The sequence below is a fragment of the Streptomyces sp. SID486 genome (assembly GCF_009865385.1).
GTDB lineage: Bacteria > Actinomycetota > Actinomycetes > Streptomycetales > Streptomycetaceae > Streptomyces.
The window spans coordinates 1-14,557 of the sequence record NZ_WWJT01000475.1 but is presented as its reverse complement, the minus strand read 5'-3'; the positions used below and the strand labels follow the sequence as shown (position 1 = coordinate 14,557).

The 14,557-nt window shown below is 71.3% G+C and carries 14 protein-coding genes; 8 read left to right on the top strand and 6 right to left on the bottom strand.

The window, feature by feature from the left end; all coding sequences use genetic code 11:
* Nucleotides 1-1,481 (bottom strand): streptophobe family protein (locus GT045_RS22570; protein ID WP_237538788.1); only part of this gene is annotated, 1,481 nt, incomplete at its 3' end.
* A gap of 241 nt (nt 1,482-1,722) precedes the next feature.
* Here GT045_RS22570 and GT045_RS22565 point away from each other — a divergent pair.
* Nucleotides 1,723-4,311 carry an ABC transporter ATP-binding protein/permease gene (locus tag GT045_RS22565; protein ID WP_161335246.1) on the top strand — a complete coding sequence of 863 codons (2,589 nt, stop codon included), beginning with the start codon at nt 1,723-1,725 and terminating at the stop codon, nt 4,309-4,311.
* Nucleotides 4,312-4,408: 97 nt separating this feature from the next.
* Here the strand turns inward: GT045_RS22565 and GT045_RS22560 are convergent, their stop codons facing one another.
* On the bottom strand, nt 4,409-5,119 hold the full coding sequence (locus tag GT045_RS22560; protein ID WP_161335245.1) for a transglycosylase SLT domain-containing protein: 711 nt from the start codon (nt 5,117-5,119) through the stop codon (nt 4,409-4,411).
* Between the two features lie 609 nt (nt 5,120-5,728).
* On the opposite strand from GT045_RS22560, the gene GT045_RS22555 reads away from it, so the two are divergent.
* From GT045_RS22555 to GT045_RS22545, 3 genes are all read left to right on the top strand, one after another.
* On the top strand, nt 5,729-6,898 hold the full coding sequence (locus GT045_RS22555; protein ID WP_161335244.1) for a GAF domain-containing sensor histidine kinase: 1,170 nt from the start codon (nt 5,729-5,731) through the stop codon (nt 6,896-6,898).
* On the top strand, nt 6,891-7,532 hold the full coding sequence (locus GT045_RS22550) for a response regulator transcription factor (protein ID WP_161295775.1): 642 nt from the start codon (nt 6,891-6,893) through the stop codon (nt 7,530-7,532). Before GT045_RS22555 ends, GT045_RS22550 begins: the two co-directional genes overlap by 8 nt.
* A gap of 169 nt (nt 7,533-7,701) precedes the next feature.
* Nucleotides 7,702-7,947, top strand: a complete 246-nt coding sequence (locus GT045_RS22545; protein ID WP_161295773.1) for a chaplin — start codon at nt 7,702-7,704, stop codon at nt 7,945-7,947.
* Nucleotides 7,948-8,034: 87 nt separating this feature from the next.
* On the opposite strand, the gene GT045_RS22540 is transcribed toward GT045_RS22545, so the two are convergent.
* Complete coding sequence (locus tag GT045_RS22540) at nt 8,035-8,823, bottom strand: hypothetical protein (RefSeq protein ID WP_161335243.1); 789 nt, start codon at nt 8,821-8,823, stop codon at nt 8,035-8,037.
* 151 nt (nt 8,824-8,974) lie between these two features.
* On the opposite strand from GT045_RS22540, the gene GT045_RS22535 reads away from it, so the two are divergent.
* The 3 genes from GT045_RS22535 (at nt 8,975) to GT045_RS22525 (ending at nt 11,351) form a co-directional block, all read left to right on the top strand.
* Nucleotides 8,975-9,772: an ABC transporter ATP-binding protein gene (locus GT045_RS22535; RefSeq protein ID WP_161295769.1), complete on the top strand. Its 798-nt coding sequence runs from the start codon at nt 8,975-8,977 to the stop codon at nt 9,770-9,772.
* A gap of 60 nt (nt 9,773-9,832) precedes the next feature.
* Nucleotides 9,833-10,264: an NfeD family protein gene (locus GT045_RS22530; protein ID WP_161295767.1), complete on the top strand. Its 432-nt coding sequence runs from the start codon at nt 9,833-9,835 to the stop codon at nt 10,262-10,264.
* 121 nt (nt 10,265-10,385) lie between these two features.
* Entirely contained in the window at nt 10,386-11,351 is a 966-nt protein-coding gene (locus GT045_RS22525) for an SPFH domain-containing protein (RefSeq protein ID WP_161295765.1), read from the top strand.
* A gap of 112 nt (nt 11,352-11,463) precedes the next feature.
* On the opposite strand, the gene GT045_RS22520 is transcribed toward GT045_RS22525, so the two are convergent.
* The 3 genes from GT045_RS22520 to GT045_RS22510 form a co-directional block, all read right to left on the bottom strand.
* Nucleotides 11,464-11,970: an HNH endonuclease gene (locus GT045_RS22520; protein ID WP_161295763.1), complete on the bottom strand. Its 507-nt coding sequence runs from the start codon at nt 11,968-11,970 to the stop codon at nt 11,464-11,466.
* A gap of 167 nt (nt 11,971-12,137) precedes the next feature.
* Entirely contained in the window at nt 12,138-12,677 is a 540-nt protein-coding gene (locus GT045_RS22515) for a YbhB/YbcL family Raf kinase inhibitor-like protein (RefSeq protein WP_161295761.1), read from the bottom strand.
* 45 nt (nt 12,678-12,722) lie between these two features.
* Entirely contained in the window at nt 12,723-13,505 is a 783-nt protein-coding gene (locus tag GT045_RS22510; protein WP_161295759.1) for a sporulation protein, read from the bottom strand.
* A 100-nt stretch (nt 13,506-13,605) separates the two neighbouring features.
* Between GT045_RS22510 and GT045_RS22505 the strand changes: the two genes are divergently transcribed.
* Nucleotides 13,606-14,256, top strand: a complete 651-nt coding sequence (locus GT045_RS22505; RefSeq protein WP_161295757.1) for a DNA-3-methyladenine glycosylase — start codon at nt 13,606-13,608, stop codon at nt 14,254-14,256.
* Nucleotides 14,257-14,557: the final 301 nt, after the last annotated feature.

The window sequence follows — 14,557 nt, the reverse complement described above, 5'->3', positions numbered from 1 at the left end:
GCCGTACTCACCCCCGGCCCAGCACCCCCCACCGCACCGGGTCCCGCCGCCGTACTCACCCCCGCCGCAGCGCTCCCCGCCGCGCTTGCCCTCGCCGCGTGGGCCGCTCTCGTGCCCGCCGCCCCGCTCGTCCAGGCCAGCAGGGCGCCCGTCGCGCCGGCGGCCGTGCCCCAGGCGGTGCCGAGCAGCAGAGCCGTACCGAGGTGGCCGTGCAGGCTCAGGCCCGCGCCGAAGGCGTCGAAGCCGAGGACGGACAGGCCACCGTCCACCGACACGCCGGTCAGCCAGGCGAGGAACGGCAGGCCGAGCGCCGTGGCGACGCCCAGCCGCAGCGCGCACCGGCCGGTGAAGCCGAGGGCGCCTTCGGCGGGCCGTACCACCGGGGTGCGGACCGCCGTCAGCACCCCGCCCAGCAGGATCGTCAGCGCCGCGGCCGCCGCCAGCAGCCACACCCGCCCGTCGAGCCCGGCCAGCCGTGCCACCGTCACGGGCTGGTCGGACCGCCCGTCGAGCAGCCGGTCCAGCGGGTGCGGGAGCACGGTGCCGAGGACGCCCGTGGCGCTGCCGTCCCAGGGGACGAACAGGCCGAGGGGCACGCCGAGCCAGACCCCGTTCGGCGCGCCGAGCAGCGCCGCGCCGGCGATCCGCCGCGGACGGTCGTCGCCGGCCGCCGCGTACGCCGCCGCCGCGAGCCCCGCCGCCACGGCCACCAGTAGCACGGTGACGAGCGCCGAGACCGCCGGGCGGACCACCCGGTGCACGGCCTCCCAGCCTGGCGGCAGGGGAGCGCGCCGGGCGGCGAGCAGCGTGATCAGCAGGACCCCGGCGCACCAGCCGAGGCCGCCGAGGAGCGTGGCCGAGGTGTCCACGGTGAAACCGACGGCCGCCCTGGCGTCGATCAGGCCGCCGATCCGGTCCGGCAGCAGTCCGCTCACGTCCCCCAGTCCCGGGAGGTCCAGCCCTCCGCCCCCCTGGCCACCTCCGCCCGGCGGGCCGGCCGCGCCGAGCGATCCGCCGTCGACGGTGACGACGTCGTGCCCGGCCCGGGCGAGAGCGCCGAGCGTCGCCACGAAGAGTGCGGCCACCGCCCCGGCGCGCGCGAGGAGTTCACGCGCCGCGATCACAACTCCCGCCGTCCGCAGGGACCGTAGGAAGACCCACGACAGGAGCAGCGCGCCGACCAGGCTCACCCCGAGTGGCGTGATCTCGACGGCGGCGTGGGCCTCCGCGCCCCTCAGTCCGAAAGCGGACACATCGCCTGCCGGAGAGACCGAACCCCCCGCCCCGAGCGCCACGACGGCCGCCGTCATGGGGCCGAGCGCTCCCGCGGAGTCCGCCCGGAGCAGATGCAGCCCGAGCGCGGCCGTGCCCGCCATGCCGGTCACCGCCCAGCTCACGGCGGCGATCGCGGACAACAGGAGGTCTCCCCAGGGCAGCGGCCCACGGCGCCGCGCGCCCTCGACGCCCAGGACAGCACTCATCGCAGACCCCCCGATCCACGCCGCGGCACCGATGGCCGTACTTGTCCCCCTCGCGGTGTTTACCAGTTTCCGGCCGGGTTTCAACCCCTGCGGCGGGGCGAGTTGGAGCGCGCGGGGCGGTCCCCGGCAAGGCCCGGGTTTCGGTCAGGGGGCGGAGCCTGAAATAGTTCCCCACGATGTTCGACATCCCTAGACTCCCCGCGACGGGGGTAATTCGGGGGACAACTCAGTGGGGCATGGAGTGCCGGAACTCGTACTGGAAACAAACGGACGGACCTGGACGCTCGACCCGTCCAGGCCCTACACCCTCGGCCGCGATCCGCAGGGTGACATCGTCTTCGACGACGCCAGGGTCTCCTGGCGACACGCCACAGTCAGCTTCGACGGCCGCAGTTGGGTCGTCGAGGACCACGGCAGCACCAACGGCACGTTCGTACAGGGCCGGCGGATCCAGCACATGGAGCTCGGTCCCGGTTCGTCGCTGCACCTCGGCAACGCGACCGACGGACCGCGGCTGAACCTGTCGGGCGCCGCCGCACCGGCCGCCGGCCCGGACCAGCACCAGGCGGCACCGTACGCCGCCCAGGGCGCGGCCGCGCCCGGCTGGGCCCAGCAGGCGGCCCCGCAGCAGGCCCCCGGACCGCAGCAGGCCACGCCCCACCAGGCGGCGGCGCACCCGCAGGCGGCCCAGGCCGCCCAGGCGGGCTGGCAGCAGCCGCCCGCGTTCCCGCAGCAGCAGGCCGGTCCCGCCGACCAGTACGTGCAGAAGACCCCCGGTGGTGGCGCGGGGGCGCCGCCGGTCCAGGGCGACCGCAGCCCGACCACGTTCCACCAGTTCGCGCTCGGCCGCGTGATGCGCATCGGCCGTGCCCTGGAGAACGACCTGGTCGTCTCCGACCTCCAGGTCTCCCGGAACCACGCCGAGTTCCACGCCACTCCCGACGGCCGTTTCGAGATCCGTGACCTCGGCTCGCACAACGGCACGTACGTCAACGGCCAGCCGATCGCCAAGGGCGGCTCGGCGCTGCTCGGCCCGAGCGACATCGTCGGCGTCGGCCACTCCACGTTCCGGATCGTCGGCGACCGCCTCGAGGAGTTCGTCGACACCGGTGAGGTCTCCTTCTCGGCCCGCCACCTGACCGTCACGGTCGACGGCGGCAAGCAGATCCTCAAGGACGTCTCCTTCGGCGTCCCCGAGAAGTCGCTGATCGCCGTGATCGGCCCGTCGGGCTCCGGCAAGTCGACCCTGCTCAAGGCGCTCACCGGTTACCGGCCCGCCAACCAGGGCGAGGTGCTCTACGACAACCGCAACCTGTACAAGCAGTTCGCCGAGCTGCGCCAGCGCATCGGTCTGGTCCCGCAGGACGACATCCTGCACAAGGAGCTGACCGTCAAGAAGGCCCTGAAGTACGCGGCCAAGCTGCGCTTCCCGGCCGATACCACGGGCCAGGAGCGCGACGCCCGCATCGAGGAGGTGCTGCGCGAGCTGAAGCTCGACATCCACAAGGACAAGAAGGTCACCTCGCTCTCCGGCGGCCAGCGCAAGCGGGTGTCGGTGGCCCTGGAGCTGCTCACCAAGCCGTCGCTGATCTTCCTGGACGAGCCGACCTCGGGTCTGGACCCGGGCATGGACCGCGATGTCATGCAGCTGCTGCGCGGCCTCGCCGACGACGGCCGCACGGTCCTCGTCGTCACCCACTCGGTGGCCGAGCTGGCGCTGTGCGACAAGCTGCTGGTGATGGCGCCGGGCGGCGCGGTCGCCTACTTCGGCCCGCCGGAGGAGGCGCTGAACTTCTTCGGCTACGACAGCTGGGCCGACGTCTTCTCCGCCTTCGAGAACTACCGCGACTACGACTGGGCCGGCCGCTGGAAGGGCTCGCAGCACTACCAGATGTACGCCGCGGAGATCGACGCGAGCGCCCCGCAGTCCGCAGCCACGCCGGTGCCGCAGGCGGTGAAGCCGCCCAAGCCGCAGGGCTGGGGCTCGCAGCTGCTGACCCTCATCCGGCGCTACGTGTCGGTCATCGCCTCCGACAAGGGCTTCCTGGCGCTGACGGTGATCCTGCCGGCGGTGCTCGGCGCGGTCAGCCTGCTGATCGACAGCGACAAGGGCCTGCTGGTGAACCACATCGGCAAGAACGGGGTGCCCGTCCCCAACGGCACGGCCACCACCGTCCTGCTGATCCTCGCCGTCGGCGCGTGCTTCGCGGGTGCCGCGAACTCGGTCCGTGAGCTGATCAAGGAGCGGGTGATCTACGAGCGGGAGCGCGCGACCGGCCTGTCCCGCTCGGCGTACCTGATGTCGAAGGTAGTCGTGCTCGGCGCCGTCACGGTGCTGCAGGGCCTGATGGTGGGCGTGATCGGGTTCGCCAGCCGGGAGATCCCGAAGGAGGGGCTCGTCCTCGGCGGTTCGACGCTGTTCGAGCTGTGCCTGCCGATCATGGCGCTCGGCTTCACCTCGATGATGTTCGGCCTGGTGATCTCCTCGCTGGTGAAGACCGCCGAGAAGACCATGCCGCTGCTCGTGATGTTCGCGATCATCCAGGTCGTCTTCACCGGCTGCCTCTTCACCCTGCACGGCACGCTCGGCGTCAACGAGTTCTCGTACCTGATGCCGTCGCGCTGGGCGGTCGCCGCGGCCGGCACCACGCTGGACTTCAACAACATCGCCCCGAACACCGACGACCCGACCAGCACGGACCCGCTGTGGGACCACGCGGCCTCGGCCTGGGCTCTGGACATGGTCGCGCTGATCGCGCTCGGTGTGATCTGCGGCTTCTTCGTGGCGCGCTTCCTGCGCCGCCACGAGCCGGAGGTCATGCGCAAGTAGCCGCGCCCGTACGACGCCGAAGGGCGGCACCCCCGTCACGGGGATGCCGCCCTTCGGCGTTCACGTCGTCGCGTCGTCGAGGTCCCGCGCCAGGGCCTCAGTACGCGCTGTTGACGTTGTCGATCGAGCCGTACTTGTCGGCCGCGTAGTTCGCGGCGGCGGTGATGTTGGCGACCGGGTCGTAGATGTTCCAGGACGTGCCCGGGACGTGGTAGGCCGCGAAGGTCGGCGGGATGACCTGGAGGAGGCCCTTGGACGGGATGCCGTTGACGGCGTTGACGTCCCAGTTGTTGATGGCCATCGGGTTGCCGGAGGACTCCCGCATGATGTTCTTGTGCAGGCCGTTGTAGCTGCCGGGGATGCCCTTGGACTTCATGATGTCCAGGGCCTGCCGGATCCAGCCGTCGAGGTTGTTGCTGTACGTCTTCGCGGCGACCGGCTGGATGTCCAGACGCTGCGTGGAACGGGTGGCGGCCTGCCGGGCGGCCTTCCTGGCGACGGCGGCCTCGGCGGCCTTCTGCTGCGTGGCGGCGTCGGCGGCCTTCTTCTGCGCCGCGAAGGTGTCGAGCTTGACGTTCTCGGCGGCGAGCTGGTCGGTGACCGTGCCCTTGACGTTCTTCAGAGCCGTGCCGGAGGCGACCTGCGCGGTCGTCGTGACCGGGGCACCCGTGGTGACGCTGCCGGTGTCGCCGGGGGCGGCCGAGAAGGCGAGCGCGGCGGTGCCGAGCGCGGCGACGCCGGCGACGGCGATCTTGTGGTGCTTGGTCAGCGTACGACTATGGGCTCGGGTGAGGATCTTCTTGGGCATGGCGATGGACCTCTTCGATAGCGCGGAGGTCGCTCCTTCGTCCGCCGGGGGCATCGGCTCCTCCCGCACGAACGCCGCGGCGGGAAATCCGCGGCGCTGAGCGACGGGAGTAATTCTTAGCGGGCGCAAAATGCCCAGGCAAAGGTGTGACGTACGATCCCGGGTAGTGGATCAGGGAAGGGCAAAATAGGACAGACGGGACCGTCTGTCCCGTTCATGTGGATGGGTTTATCTCCTATGCCCTTTCGTACGTGATGTGGGCCCTATGTGCGGGGTCACACGGAGTCCGGCTCCGTCTCACGAAGAGTTGCCATCGCAACGCTCTGGGTGAGCAAACTCCTTCGAGAGGATGAGAAGGGGGACGCCGAACTCGTGCCACAGGTAGAGCTCGCCTGACACCGGAGCCACGCGGCGCACGCCGCAGTACGGCGCGGGGCAGTACGGCGCGGGGCCGGGGCCAGGGTCCGGGCGAGGGCGAGGGCGGGGCCGTGGGCGGGAGCGTACGGCGCGGGTTGCCGGCCCTACGCCGCAAGCCCTACGCCCTGCGGCCGGGCGGGGGCCGTCACCAGGCCGATCCGCACCGTCACAGCCCGCCGGTACCGTGAGGACATGAGTCAAGGCCCCCGGTCCGGCCTCGCCGCGGTGAGCTCCGCGCTGCTGGCCATGAGCAGGCACCTGGAGGTACGCGACGTCCTGAAGACGATCGTCGCCTCCGCCCGCGAGCTGCTGGACGCCCAGTACGCCGCCCTCGGCGTCCCCGACGACCACGGCGGCTTCGCCCAGTTCGTCGTGGACGGCGTCAGCGACGAGCAGTGGCGGGCGATCGGCCCGCTCCCGCGCCAGCACGGCATCCTCGCCGCGATGCTGCACGACGCGAAACCCGAGCGCCTCGCCGACGTGCGCAAGGACCCCCGCTTCGAGGGCTGGCCGGACGCCCACCCCGAGCTGGCCGACTTCCTGGGCCTGCCCATCCGCGACGGCGACGAGGTCATCGGCGCCCTCTTCCTCGCCAACAAGCTGAGGCCCGCGGCGGCACACCCGCCGCACCCGGAGCCGCAAGGCGGCTGCGGCTTCACCGAGGAGGACGAGGAACTGCTCGCCATCCTCGCCCAGCACGCGGCCATCGCCCTCACCAACGCCCGCCTCTACGAGCGCAGCCGCGAGCTGACCATCGCCGAGGAGCGCTCCCGCCTCGCCCACGAGCTGCACGACGCCGTCAGCCAGAAGCTGTTCTCGCTGCGCCTGACCGCCCAGGCGGCAGCCGCCCTCGTCGACCGCGACCCCGCCCGCGCCAAGGGCGAACTCCACCAGGTGGCCTCCCTCGCCGCCGAGGCCGTCGACGAGCTGCGCGCCGCCGTCGTGGAGCTGCGGCCCGCCGCACTGGACGAGGACGGCCTGGTCGCCACCCTGCGCACCCAGATACAGGTCCTCGACCGCGCCCACACCGCCGCCGTGACCTTCGCCAGCAACGGCATCCGCGCGCTGCCCGCCTCCCAGGAGGAGGCCCTTCTCCGGGTCGCCCAGGAGGCCCTGCACAACGCCCTGCGCCACTCCGGGGCCGCGCGGGTCGACGTCAGCGTCGAGCGGCGCGGCGGCGGCGCCGTCCTGCGCGTCACGGACGACGGCAGCGGCTTCGAGCCCACGGCGGTCCACCGCGTGGGCCGCCACCTCGGCCTGGTCTCGATGCGCGACCGGGCCGCCGGTGTCGGCGGCTCGCTGACCGTGGAGTCGGCGCCCGGCAAGGGCACCACGATCGAGATGGAGGTTCCCGGTGGCTGAACCGATCAAGGTGCTGCTCGTCGACGACCACCAGGTCGTCCGCCGGGGCCTGCGCACCTTCCTGGAGGTGCAGGACGACATCGAGGTCGTCGGCGAGGCCGCCGACGGCGCCGAGGGTGTCGACCGCGCCGAGGAACTGCGGCCCGACATCGTCCTCATGGACGTCAAGATGCCGGGCCTGGACGGCATCGGCGCACTGCGCAGACTGCGCGAACTCGGCAACCCCGCGCGCGTGCTGATCGTCACGAGCTTCACCGAGCAGCGCACCGTGGTCCCGGCCCTGCGCGCGGGCGCCTGCGGATACGTCTACAAGGACGTCGACCCCGACGCCCTCGCCGGCGCCATCCGCTCCGTGCACGCCGGGCACGTCCTGCTCCAGCCGGAGGTCGCCGAAGCCCTGCTCTCCCAGGAGGTGACCGGCGGCGGCCAGGGCCGGGGGAGCGCGCTCACCGACCGGGAGCGCGAGGTGCTCGCCCTGATCGCCGACGGCCGCTCCAACCGGGAGATAGCCCGCGCCCTGGTCCTGTCCGAGAAGACCGTCAAGACGCACGTCTCCAACATCCTGATGAAGCTGGACCTCGCCGACCGCACCCAGGCCGCGCTGTGGGCCGTACGCCACGGGGTGACCGGCTGAAACGCCCTGACCAACGCTTCGGCCCCGAGGACACGGAGGGTTACGGCCCGGACCGAGATTCATACCGTCGTGGGAATGTCACCCGGATGGCGCATCCTCCGGTGATCTCCGCCGTTCTCCAGTGCGTGCCGCGGTGATCGCGGCACTGAACGTCCAGGAGGGGTTGACAGTGAAGAACCTGAAGAAGGCAGCGGCCGTGACGATGGTGGCCGGCGGGCTGGTCGCCGCCGGCGCGGGCATGGCCTCCGCCCACGGCGGGGCCGGCGCCGCCGGCGAGGCCCACGGCTCCCCGGGTGCCGTCTCGGGCAACGTCGTCCAGGCCCCGGTGCACGTCCCGGTGAACGCCGTGGGCAACAGCGTGAGCGTCATCGGCGTGCTGAACCCGGTCTTCGGCAACGTCGGCCTCAACCGCTGAGGTCCGGCCGACGCCGGTCCCAGGCCCCCCGGACCCACCCGGGGGGCCTGTCGGCTTGTCATCCGACGAGGCACCGGCCCCGAGGGTCTACCGGGTCCCCCGCTCCCGCTCCTCCACGAACGCGTTGTACGCCGCCACGTGCGCCCGCCGGGCCGTCCGCTCCACCGGCCGCAGCGCGGCCCCCCGCGCCGCCATCTCCGAGGCGCTCACGGCGCCCCCGTGCCCGTGGTCCGACGCCAGCGACACCAGCAGCCCCACCCGCTGCGCCAGCTCCAACACCCGCACCGCCCGCGGCGGATACCCCGGTGCCAGCACCTCCCGCCCCCGCTCGGCCCGCGCCCGGTACGCGTCGATCGCCGCCTCCGCCACCGGTCCCGACCCGGCGACGTTCAGCCTCGACAGCACCTCGGTCGCCTCCCGCAGCGCCTCCGCCAGCTCCCGCTCGGCCTCGCCGAGCGAGGGGACGTCGGCCGGCGGAGCCTCCCGCACGGGCAGCACCCGCCAGACCACCTCGGCATGCACATCGCCCTCGGGCCCGGCCTCGTACACCTCGGGCACCAGCCCCAGCGCGGCCCCGTGACAGACCACCGCCTCCCCCGCCTCCAGCGCCCGCGCGTTGAACTCCGGCGGACCGCTCAGCCCCAGCGGATGCCCCGGGGCGGGCAGCGCCAGCCGCAGCCCGGTCGCCCCGAGCGCGCGCAACCGCCCCAGCGCGAGCGTCAGCCCGACCGGCGCGGACTCCCCGGGCAGCCCCTCCACCCGGTGCACCGTGTCCTCGCCCACAATGGCGAGCGCGGCGTCGTCCGGCGAGACAAGTCCGGCCCAAAGGGCATTTCCCCATGCGGCAAGGCGTCCTGAACGCGGTTCCGAGAGCATGCCCCCACCCTAAGGACCGGACCGATGGAATGGCGCGGGGCACTCGTGGCGTAGATTTCATAAGGGCTGCGCCCACAGGCGCGGCGGACCCGAGCCACAGGCGTACGCGACAGCCGAGACCGGCCACACAGCAAGGGGAGACAACGCGCTCATGAGCGATGTTCTGGAGCTTCAGGACGTATCCGTGGTCCGCGAGGGCCGGGCTCTGGTGGACCAGGTCTCCTGGTCGGTGAAGGAGGGCGAGCGCTGGGTCATCCTCGGCCCCAACGGCGCCGGCAAGACCACCCTCCTCAACGTCGCGTCCAGCTACCTCTACCCCAGCAAGGGCACCGCCACCATCCTCGGCGAGACCCTCGGCAGGCCCGGTACCGACGTCTTCGAGCTGCGCCCCCGCATCGGCATGGCCGGCATCGCCATGGCGGAGAAGCTCCCCAAGCGCCAGACCGTCCTGCAGACGGTGCTCACCGCCGCCTACGGCATGACCGCCGGCTGGCAGGAGGAGTACGAGGCCGTCGACGAGCAGCGTGCCCGCGCGTTCCTCGACCGGCTCGGCATGACCGACTACCTGGACCGCAGGTTCGGCACCCTCTCCGAGGGCGAGCGCAAGCGCACCCTGATCGCCCGTGCCCTGATGACCGACCCCGAGCTGCTCCTGCTGGACGAGCCCGCCGCCGGACTCGACCTCGGCGGCCGCGAGGACCTGGTCCGCCGCCTCGGCCGGCTCGCCCGCGACCCCATCGCCCCCTCGATGATCATGGTTACGCACCACGTCGAGGAGATCGCGCCCGGCTTCACCCACGTCCTCATGATCCGCCAGGGCAAGGTTCTCGCCGCCGGCCCCATCGAGCTGGAACTCAGCTCCCGCAACCTCTCCCTCTGCTTCGGCCTCCCGCTCGTCGTGGAGCAGGTCGGCGAACGCTGGACCGCCCAGGGCCTGCCCCTCGGCTGACCCACGCGCCCTCCCGTTCGCGCCCTGTCGGCCGACCCACGGCGGTCCTACCATGACCATGTGAACGACATCGACGCATGGGTGTGGTGGCTCGTCGGCGCGGCGGCGCTCGGAATCCCGCTCGTGGTCACCGCCATGCCGGAGTTCGGCATGCTCGCGGTGGGCGCCGTGGCGGCGGCGATCGTCTCCGCCGTCGGCTTCGACGCGGTGATCCAGGTCCTCGCGTTCGTCGTCGTCTCCGTCGCACTCATCGCCGTCGTCCGGCCCATCGCGGCCCGGCACGGCAGACAGCGTCCTCAACTCGCCACCGGAGTCGAGGCGTTGAAGGGCCGACAGGCCGTCGTACTGGAACGGGTCGACTCCTCCGGCGGCCGTATCAAGCTCGCCGGAGAGATCTGGTCGGCCCGCGCCCTCGACACCGGCCGCGCCTACGAAGTGGGCCAGGAGGTCGACGTCGTGGACATCGAAGGAGCCACCGCGATCGTCCTCTGAGACAAACCGCCGAGAAGGACCACGAGTTGCGCGACGGTCTGTCAGACTCGACCAGCAAGATCTTCAACAGTCATGAGATCTGCCGAAAGCGCCGAGGCGGAGAAGGGTACGGGGAACGACGATGGAACCGGTCATCATCGTCCTGATCATCCTGGTGGTGTTGGTCTTCATCGCCCTGATCAAGACGATCCAAGTCATCCCACAGGCCAGCGCCGCCATCGTCGAGCGCTTCGGCCGCTACACACGGACCCTGAACGCGGGCCTCAACATCGTGGTCCCGTTCATCGACACCATCCGCAACCGCATCGACCTGCGCGAACAGGTCGTCCCGTTCCCCCCGCAGCCGGTGATCACCCAGGACAACCTGGTCGTGAACATCGACACGGTCATCTACTACCAGGTCACCGACGCCCGGGCCGCCACCTACGAGGTCGCCAGCTACATCCAGGCGATCGAGCAGCTCACCGTCACCACCCTGCGCAACATCATCGGCGGCATGGACCTCGAACGGACACTGACCTCCCGCGAGGAGATCAACGCGGCCCTGCGCGGTGTCCTGGACGAGGCCACCGGCAAGTGGGGCATCCGCGTCAACCGCGTCGAGCTGAAGGCCATCGAACCGCCCACCTCCATCCAGGACTCGATGGAGAAGCAGATGCGCGCCGACCGGGACAAGCGCGCCGCGATCCTCCAGGCCGAGGGTGTCCGGCAGTCCGAGATCCTGCGCGCCGAGGGCGAGAAGCAGTCCCAGATCCTGCGCGCCGAAGGTGAGGCCAAGGCGGCCGCCCTGCGCGCCGAGGGTGAGGCCCAGGCGGTCCGTACGGTCTTCGAGGCCATCCACGCCGGCGACCCGGACCAGAAACTGCTCTCCTACCAGTACCTCCAGATGCTCCCCAAGATCGCCGAGGGTGACGCCAACAAGCTCTGGATCGTCCCCAGCGAGATCGGCGACGCCCTCAAGGGCCTGTCCGGCGCGATGGGCAACTTCGGTGGCCTGGGCGGTGGTTCGGGCAACAACGGCAACAACGGCTCGTCGGGCGACCGGGGCTCCGGCCCGGAACGCCGGGAGAAGCCGTCGATCGACTGAGGGCCCCGCACGACACCGGGTTCCGCCGCGCCCCGCAAGGGGCGCGGGGACCGCGCGGTCAGCGCCGCACCACCCGCGGCCGGCGTACCGGCACAGGCCCTGCGGTGAACCGTCAGGCAGCGTCCCGGGCCAGCCAGTCGGGCAGCGCCGCGAGGTCCTCCTGGCCCAGGGCCAGCAACATCGCGTCGGCCGGAGACGGTTCGAACGGCACGCGCAGCAGTGCCATCCCCGCCTCCTCCGGGGTCCGGTCGGCCTTCCGGTGGTTGTCCTCCGCACACGCGGCCACCGTGTTCAGCCATGTGTCCTGCCCGCCGTGCGACCGCGGCACCACATGGTCCACGGTCGTGGCCCGGCGCCCGCAGTACGCGCACCGATGCCGGTCCCGCACCAGCACCCCCCGACGCGACCACGGCGCTTGTCTTCGGAACGGCACTCTCACGTACCGGCACAGCCTGATCACCCGGGGCGCGGGTATGTCCACATCGGCACCGCGCATACGCAGTTCGGGATGGGCCTGCTCGACCACGGCCTTGTCCTGCAGCACCAGGACCACGGCTCGGTTCAGGGTCACCGTCGACAGCGGTTCGAAGCTCGCGTTGAGGACCAACGTGTCACGCATCCAGCCCACCTCCCGTGTGCACCTGCCCACCCCCGGCGGGCTGGGATCAACTCTGGACGGGCGCGCCGAGATGGACAACGCAATAAAAAATGCCCGCCTCCGATCACTTCCAAGACCGGAGGCGGGCAAACGTTCAATGAACGCTCGGCTGAATCGTGACGGTGCGGTCAGCCCTGCGCGGGAACCTCGTACTCACCGATCAGCTGGGCGCGTGCGATGGCGTGGAACCGGAGGTTGAAGCCGACCACGGCCGGGGAGGCGTCCGCGTCCGGGCCCAGCTTCTCCTGATCCACCGCGTACACCGTGAAGACGTACCGGTGCGAGCCGTCCCCGGGCGGCGGCGCGGCACCACCGAAGTCCTTCGTCCCGTAGTCGTTCCGCGCGTGCACGGCACCCTCGGGCAGCCCCTCGAACTTGCCGCCGCCCGCACCCGCCGGCAGCTCCGTCACGGAGGCCGGGATGTCGAACAGGACCCAGTGCCAGAACCCGCTGCCGGTCGGCGCGTCGGGGTCGTAGCAGGTCACGGCGAAGCTCTTGGTCTCCGCGGGGAAGCCCTCCCAGCGCAGCTGCGGCGAGGTGTTCCCCTCCGCCTGGACCTGGGCGCTCCTGAGGGTCGCGCCCTCCTCGACGTCCTCGCTCGTCACCGTGAACGACGGCACGGGCGGATGGAAATCGTGGGGGAGCGGCCGCCGCTTGAGCTCGGTCACCTCGGTACCTCCTGATCGATGATCTGGAACCAGCGGTTCCCGAGCCTAGAACCAGTTGCGCTTGCTGCCGACCTCGGACAGCCACTGGTTGAGGTACGCCGCCCAGTCGGTCCCCTGCCAGTCGTTCAGGCCCACCTGGAAGGACCGGAAGGTGTCCGACCCCTCACTGAACAGACCCGGCTTCTTGTCCATCTCCAGCACGACGTCCATCGCGTGCTCGTCGGCCACGAAGCTCAGCTCGACCTGGTTCAGCCCCCGGTACTGCGACGGCGGGAAGAACTCGATCTCCTGGTAGAACGGCAGCTTCTGCCGCGTGCCCCGGATGTGGCCGCGCTCCATGTCCGCGCTCTTGAAGCGGAAGCCCAGCTGGATGAAGGCGTCCAGGATCGCCTTCTGCGCCGGCAGCGGGTGCACGTTGATCGGGTCCAGGTCGCCCGAGTCCACGGCGCGCGCGATCGCCAGCTCGGTGGTCACACCGATGTTCATGCCCCGCAGCGCCTGGCCGTCGATCATGGTGACCGGCGTCTCCCAGGGGATCTCCAGCCCGAACGGCACCGCGTGCACGGCCCCCGCCTGCAGGTCGAAGGCACCGCCGAGCCGCACCTTGGTGAACTCGATGTCCTGCTTGTACTCCTGGTCGCCGCTCTCCACCTCGACCTTGGCCTGCAGACCGACGGACAGCCCCTCGATGGCCTGGTCGACGGATCCGCCCTGGATCCGCACCTCGCCCTGCACGACACCACCCGGTACGACGTTGACCTCGGTCAGCACCGTCTCGACCGATGCCCCGCCGGCACCCAGGCTCGCGAGCAGCTTCTTGAACGCCATGGCACTCCCTTTACGAATGGACCCTTGACCCGTACCAACGCGATGCACCCGCCACCGGTTCCGCCGGCGCGGCACCTCGTCTGGACTACCCTCGGAGGGCATGATCGCGCCCCCGGACCGTACGCCACTGCCCCGCACCTTCTTCGACCGCCCGGTACTGGAGGTCGCGCCCGACCTCCTCGGCCGCATCCTGGTCCGCAGGACCCCCGACGGCCCGATCGCCCTCCGCCTCACCGAGGTCGAGGCGTACGACGGCGCGAACGACCCCGGCTCGCACGCCTACCGCGGCCGCACCGCGCGCAACGCGGTGATGTTCGGCCCGCCCGGACATGTGTACGTCTACTTCACCTACGGCATGTGGCACTGCATGAACCTGGTCTGCGGACCCGAGGGCCGCGCCGGCGCCGTCCTGCTCCGCGCGGGTGAGGTGGTGGAAGGCGCCGAGCTGGCCCGCAAGCGACGGGTTTCGGCCCGCAACGACAAGGAACTGGCCAAGGGGCCGGCCCGGCTGGCCACGGCCCTGGAGGTGGACCGGGCTCTGGACGGTACGGACGCGTGCACGTCCGGGGAGACACCGCTGAAGATGCTGACGGGCACACCGGTCCCCTCCGACCAGGTGCGCAGCGGTCCGCGCACCGGCGTCGCGGGCGAGGGAGGGGACGGAGACCTCCACCCGTGGCGCTACTGGGTCGCCGAAGACCCCACGGTCAGCCCCTATCGGGCCCATGTGCCGAGGCGCCGCCGAAGTTGACTCGGCCTGGCGAGGTGCGTAATGTATCCCGAGCCGCTGAACCGGGTACGGCGATCGCCTGCAGCCGGAGCGGCCAAACCACTACCAAGCTCCAACCCCTCAGCGGGGTCGTTTCTGGCGCGCCCGCGTGCCCGAATTCGAACTCGCGAAGCTCGATTATGAGCAGCCGAGGGAATCGGCTAACGTAGTGGATGTCGAAAGGCCGGAGGCGAAAGCCGAAAAGCCCCAGACAATCCCGCCGACCGGGAATCGGACGCCGAAAGGATCTGATAGAGTCGGAACCGCCGGAAAGGGAAACGCG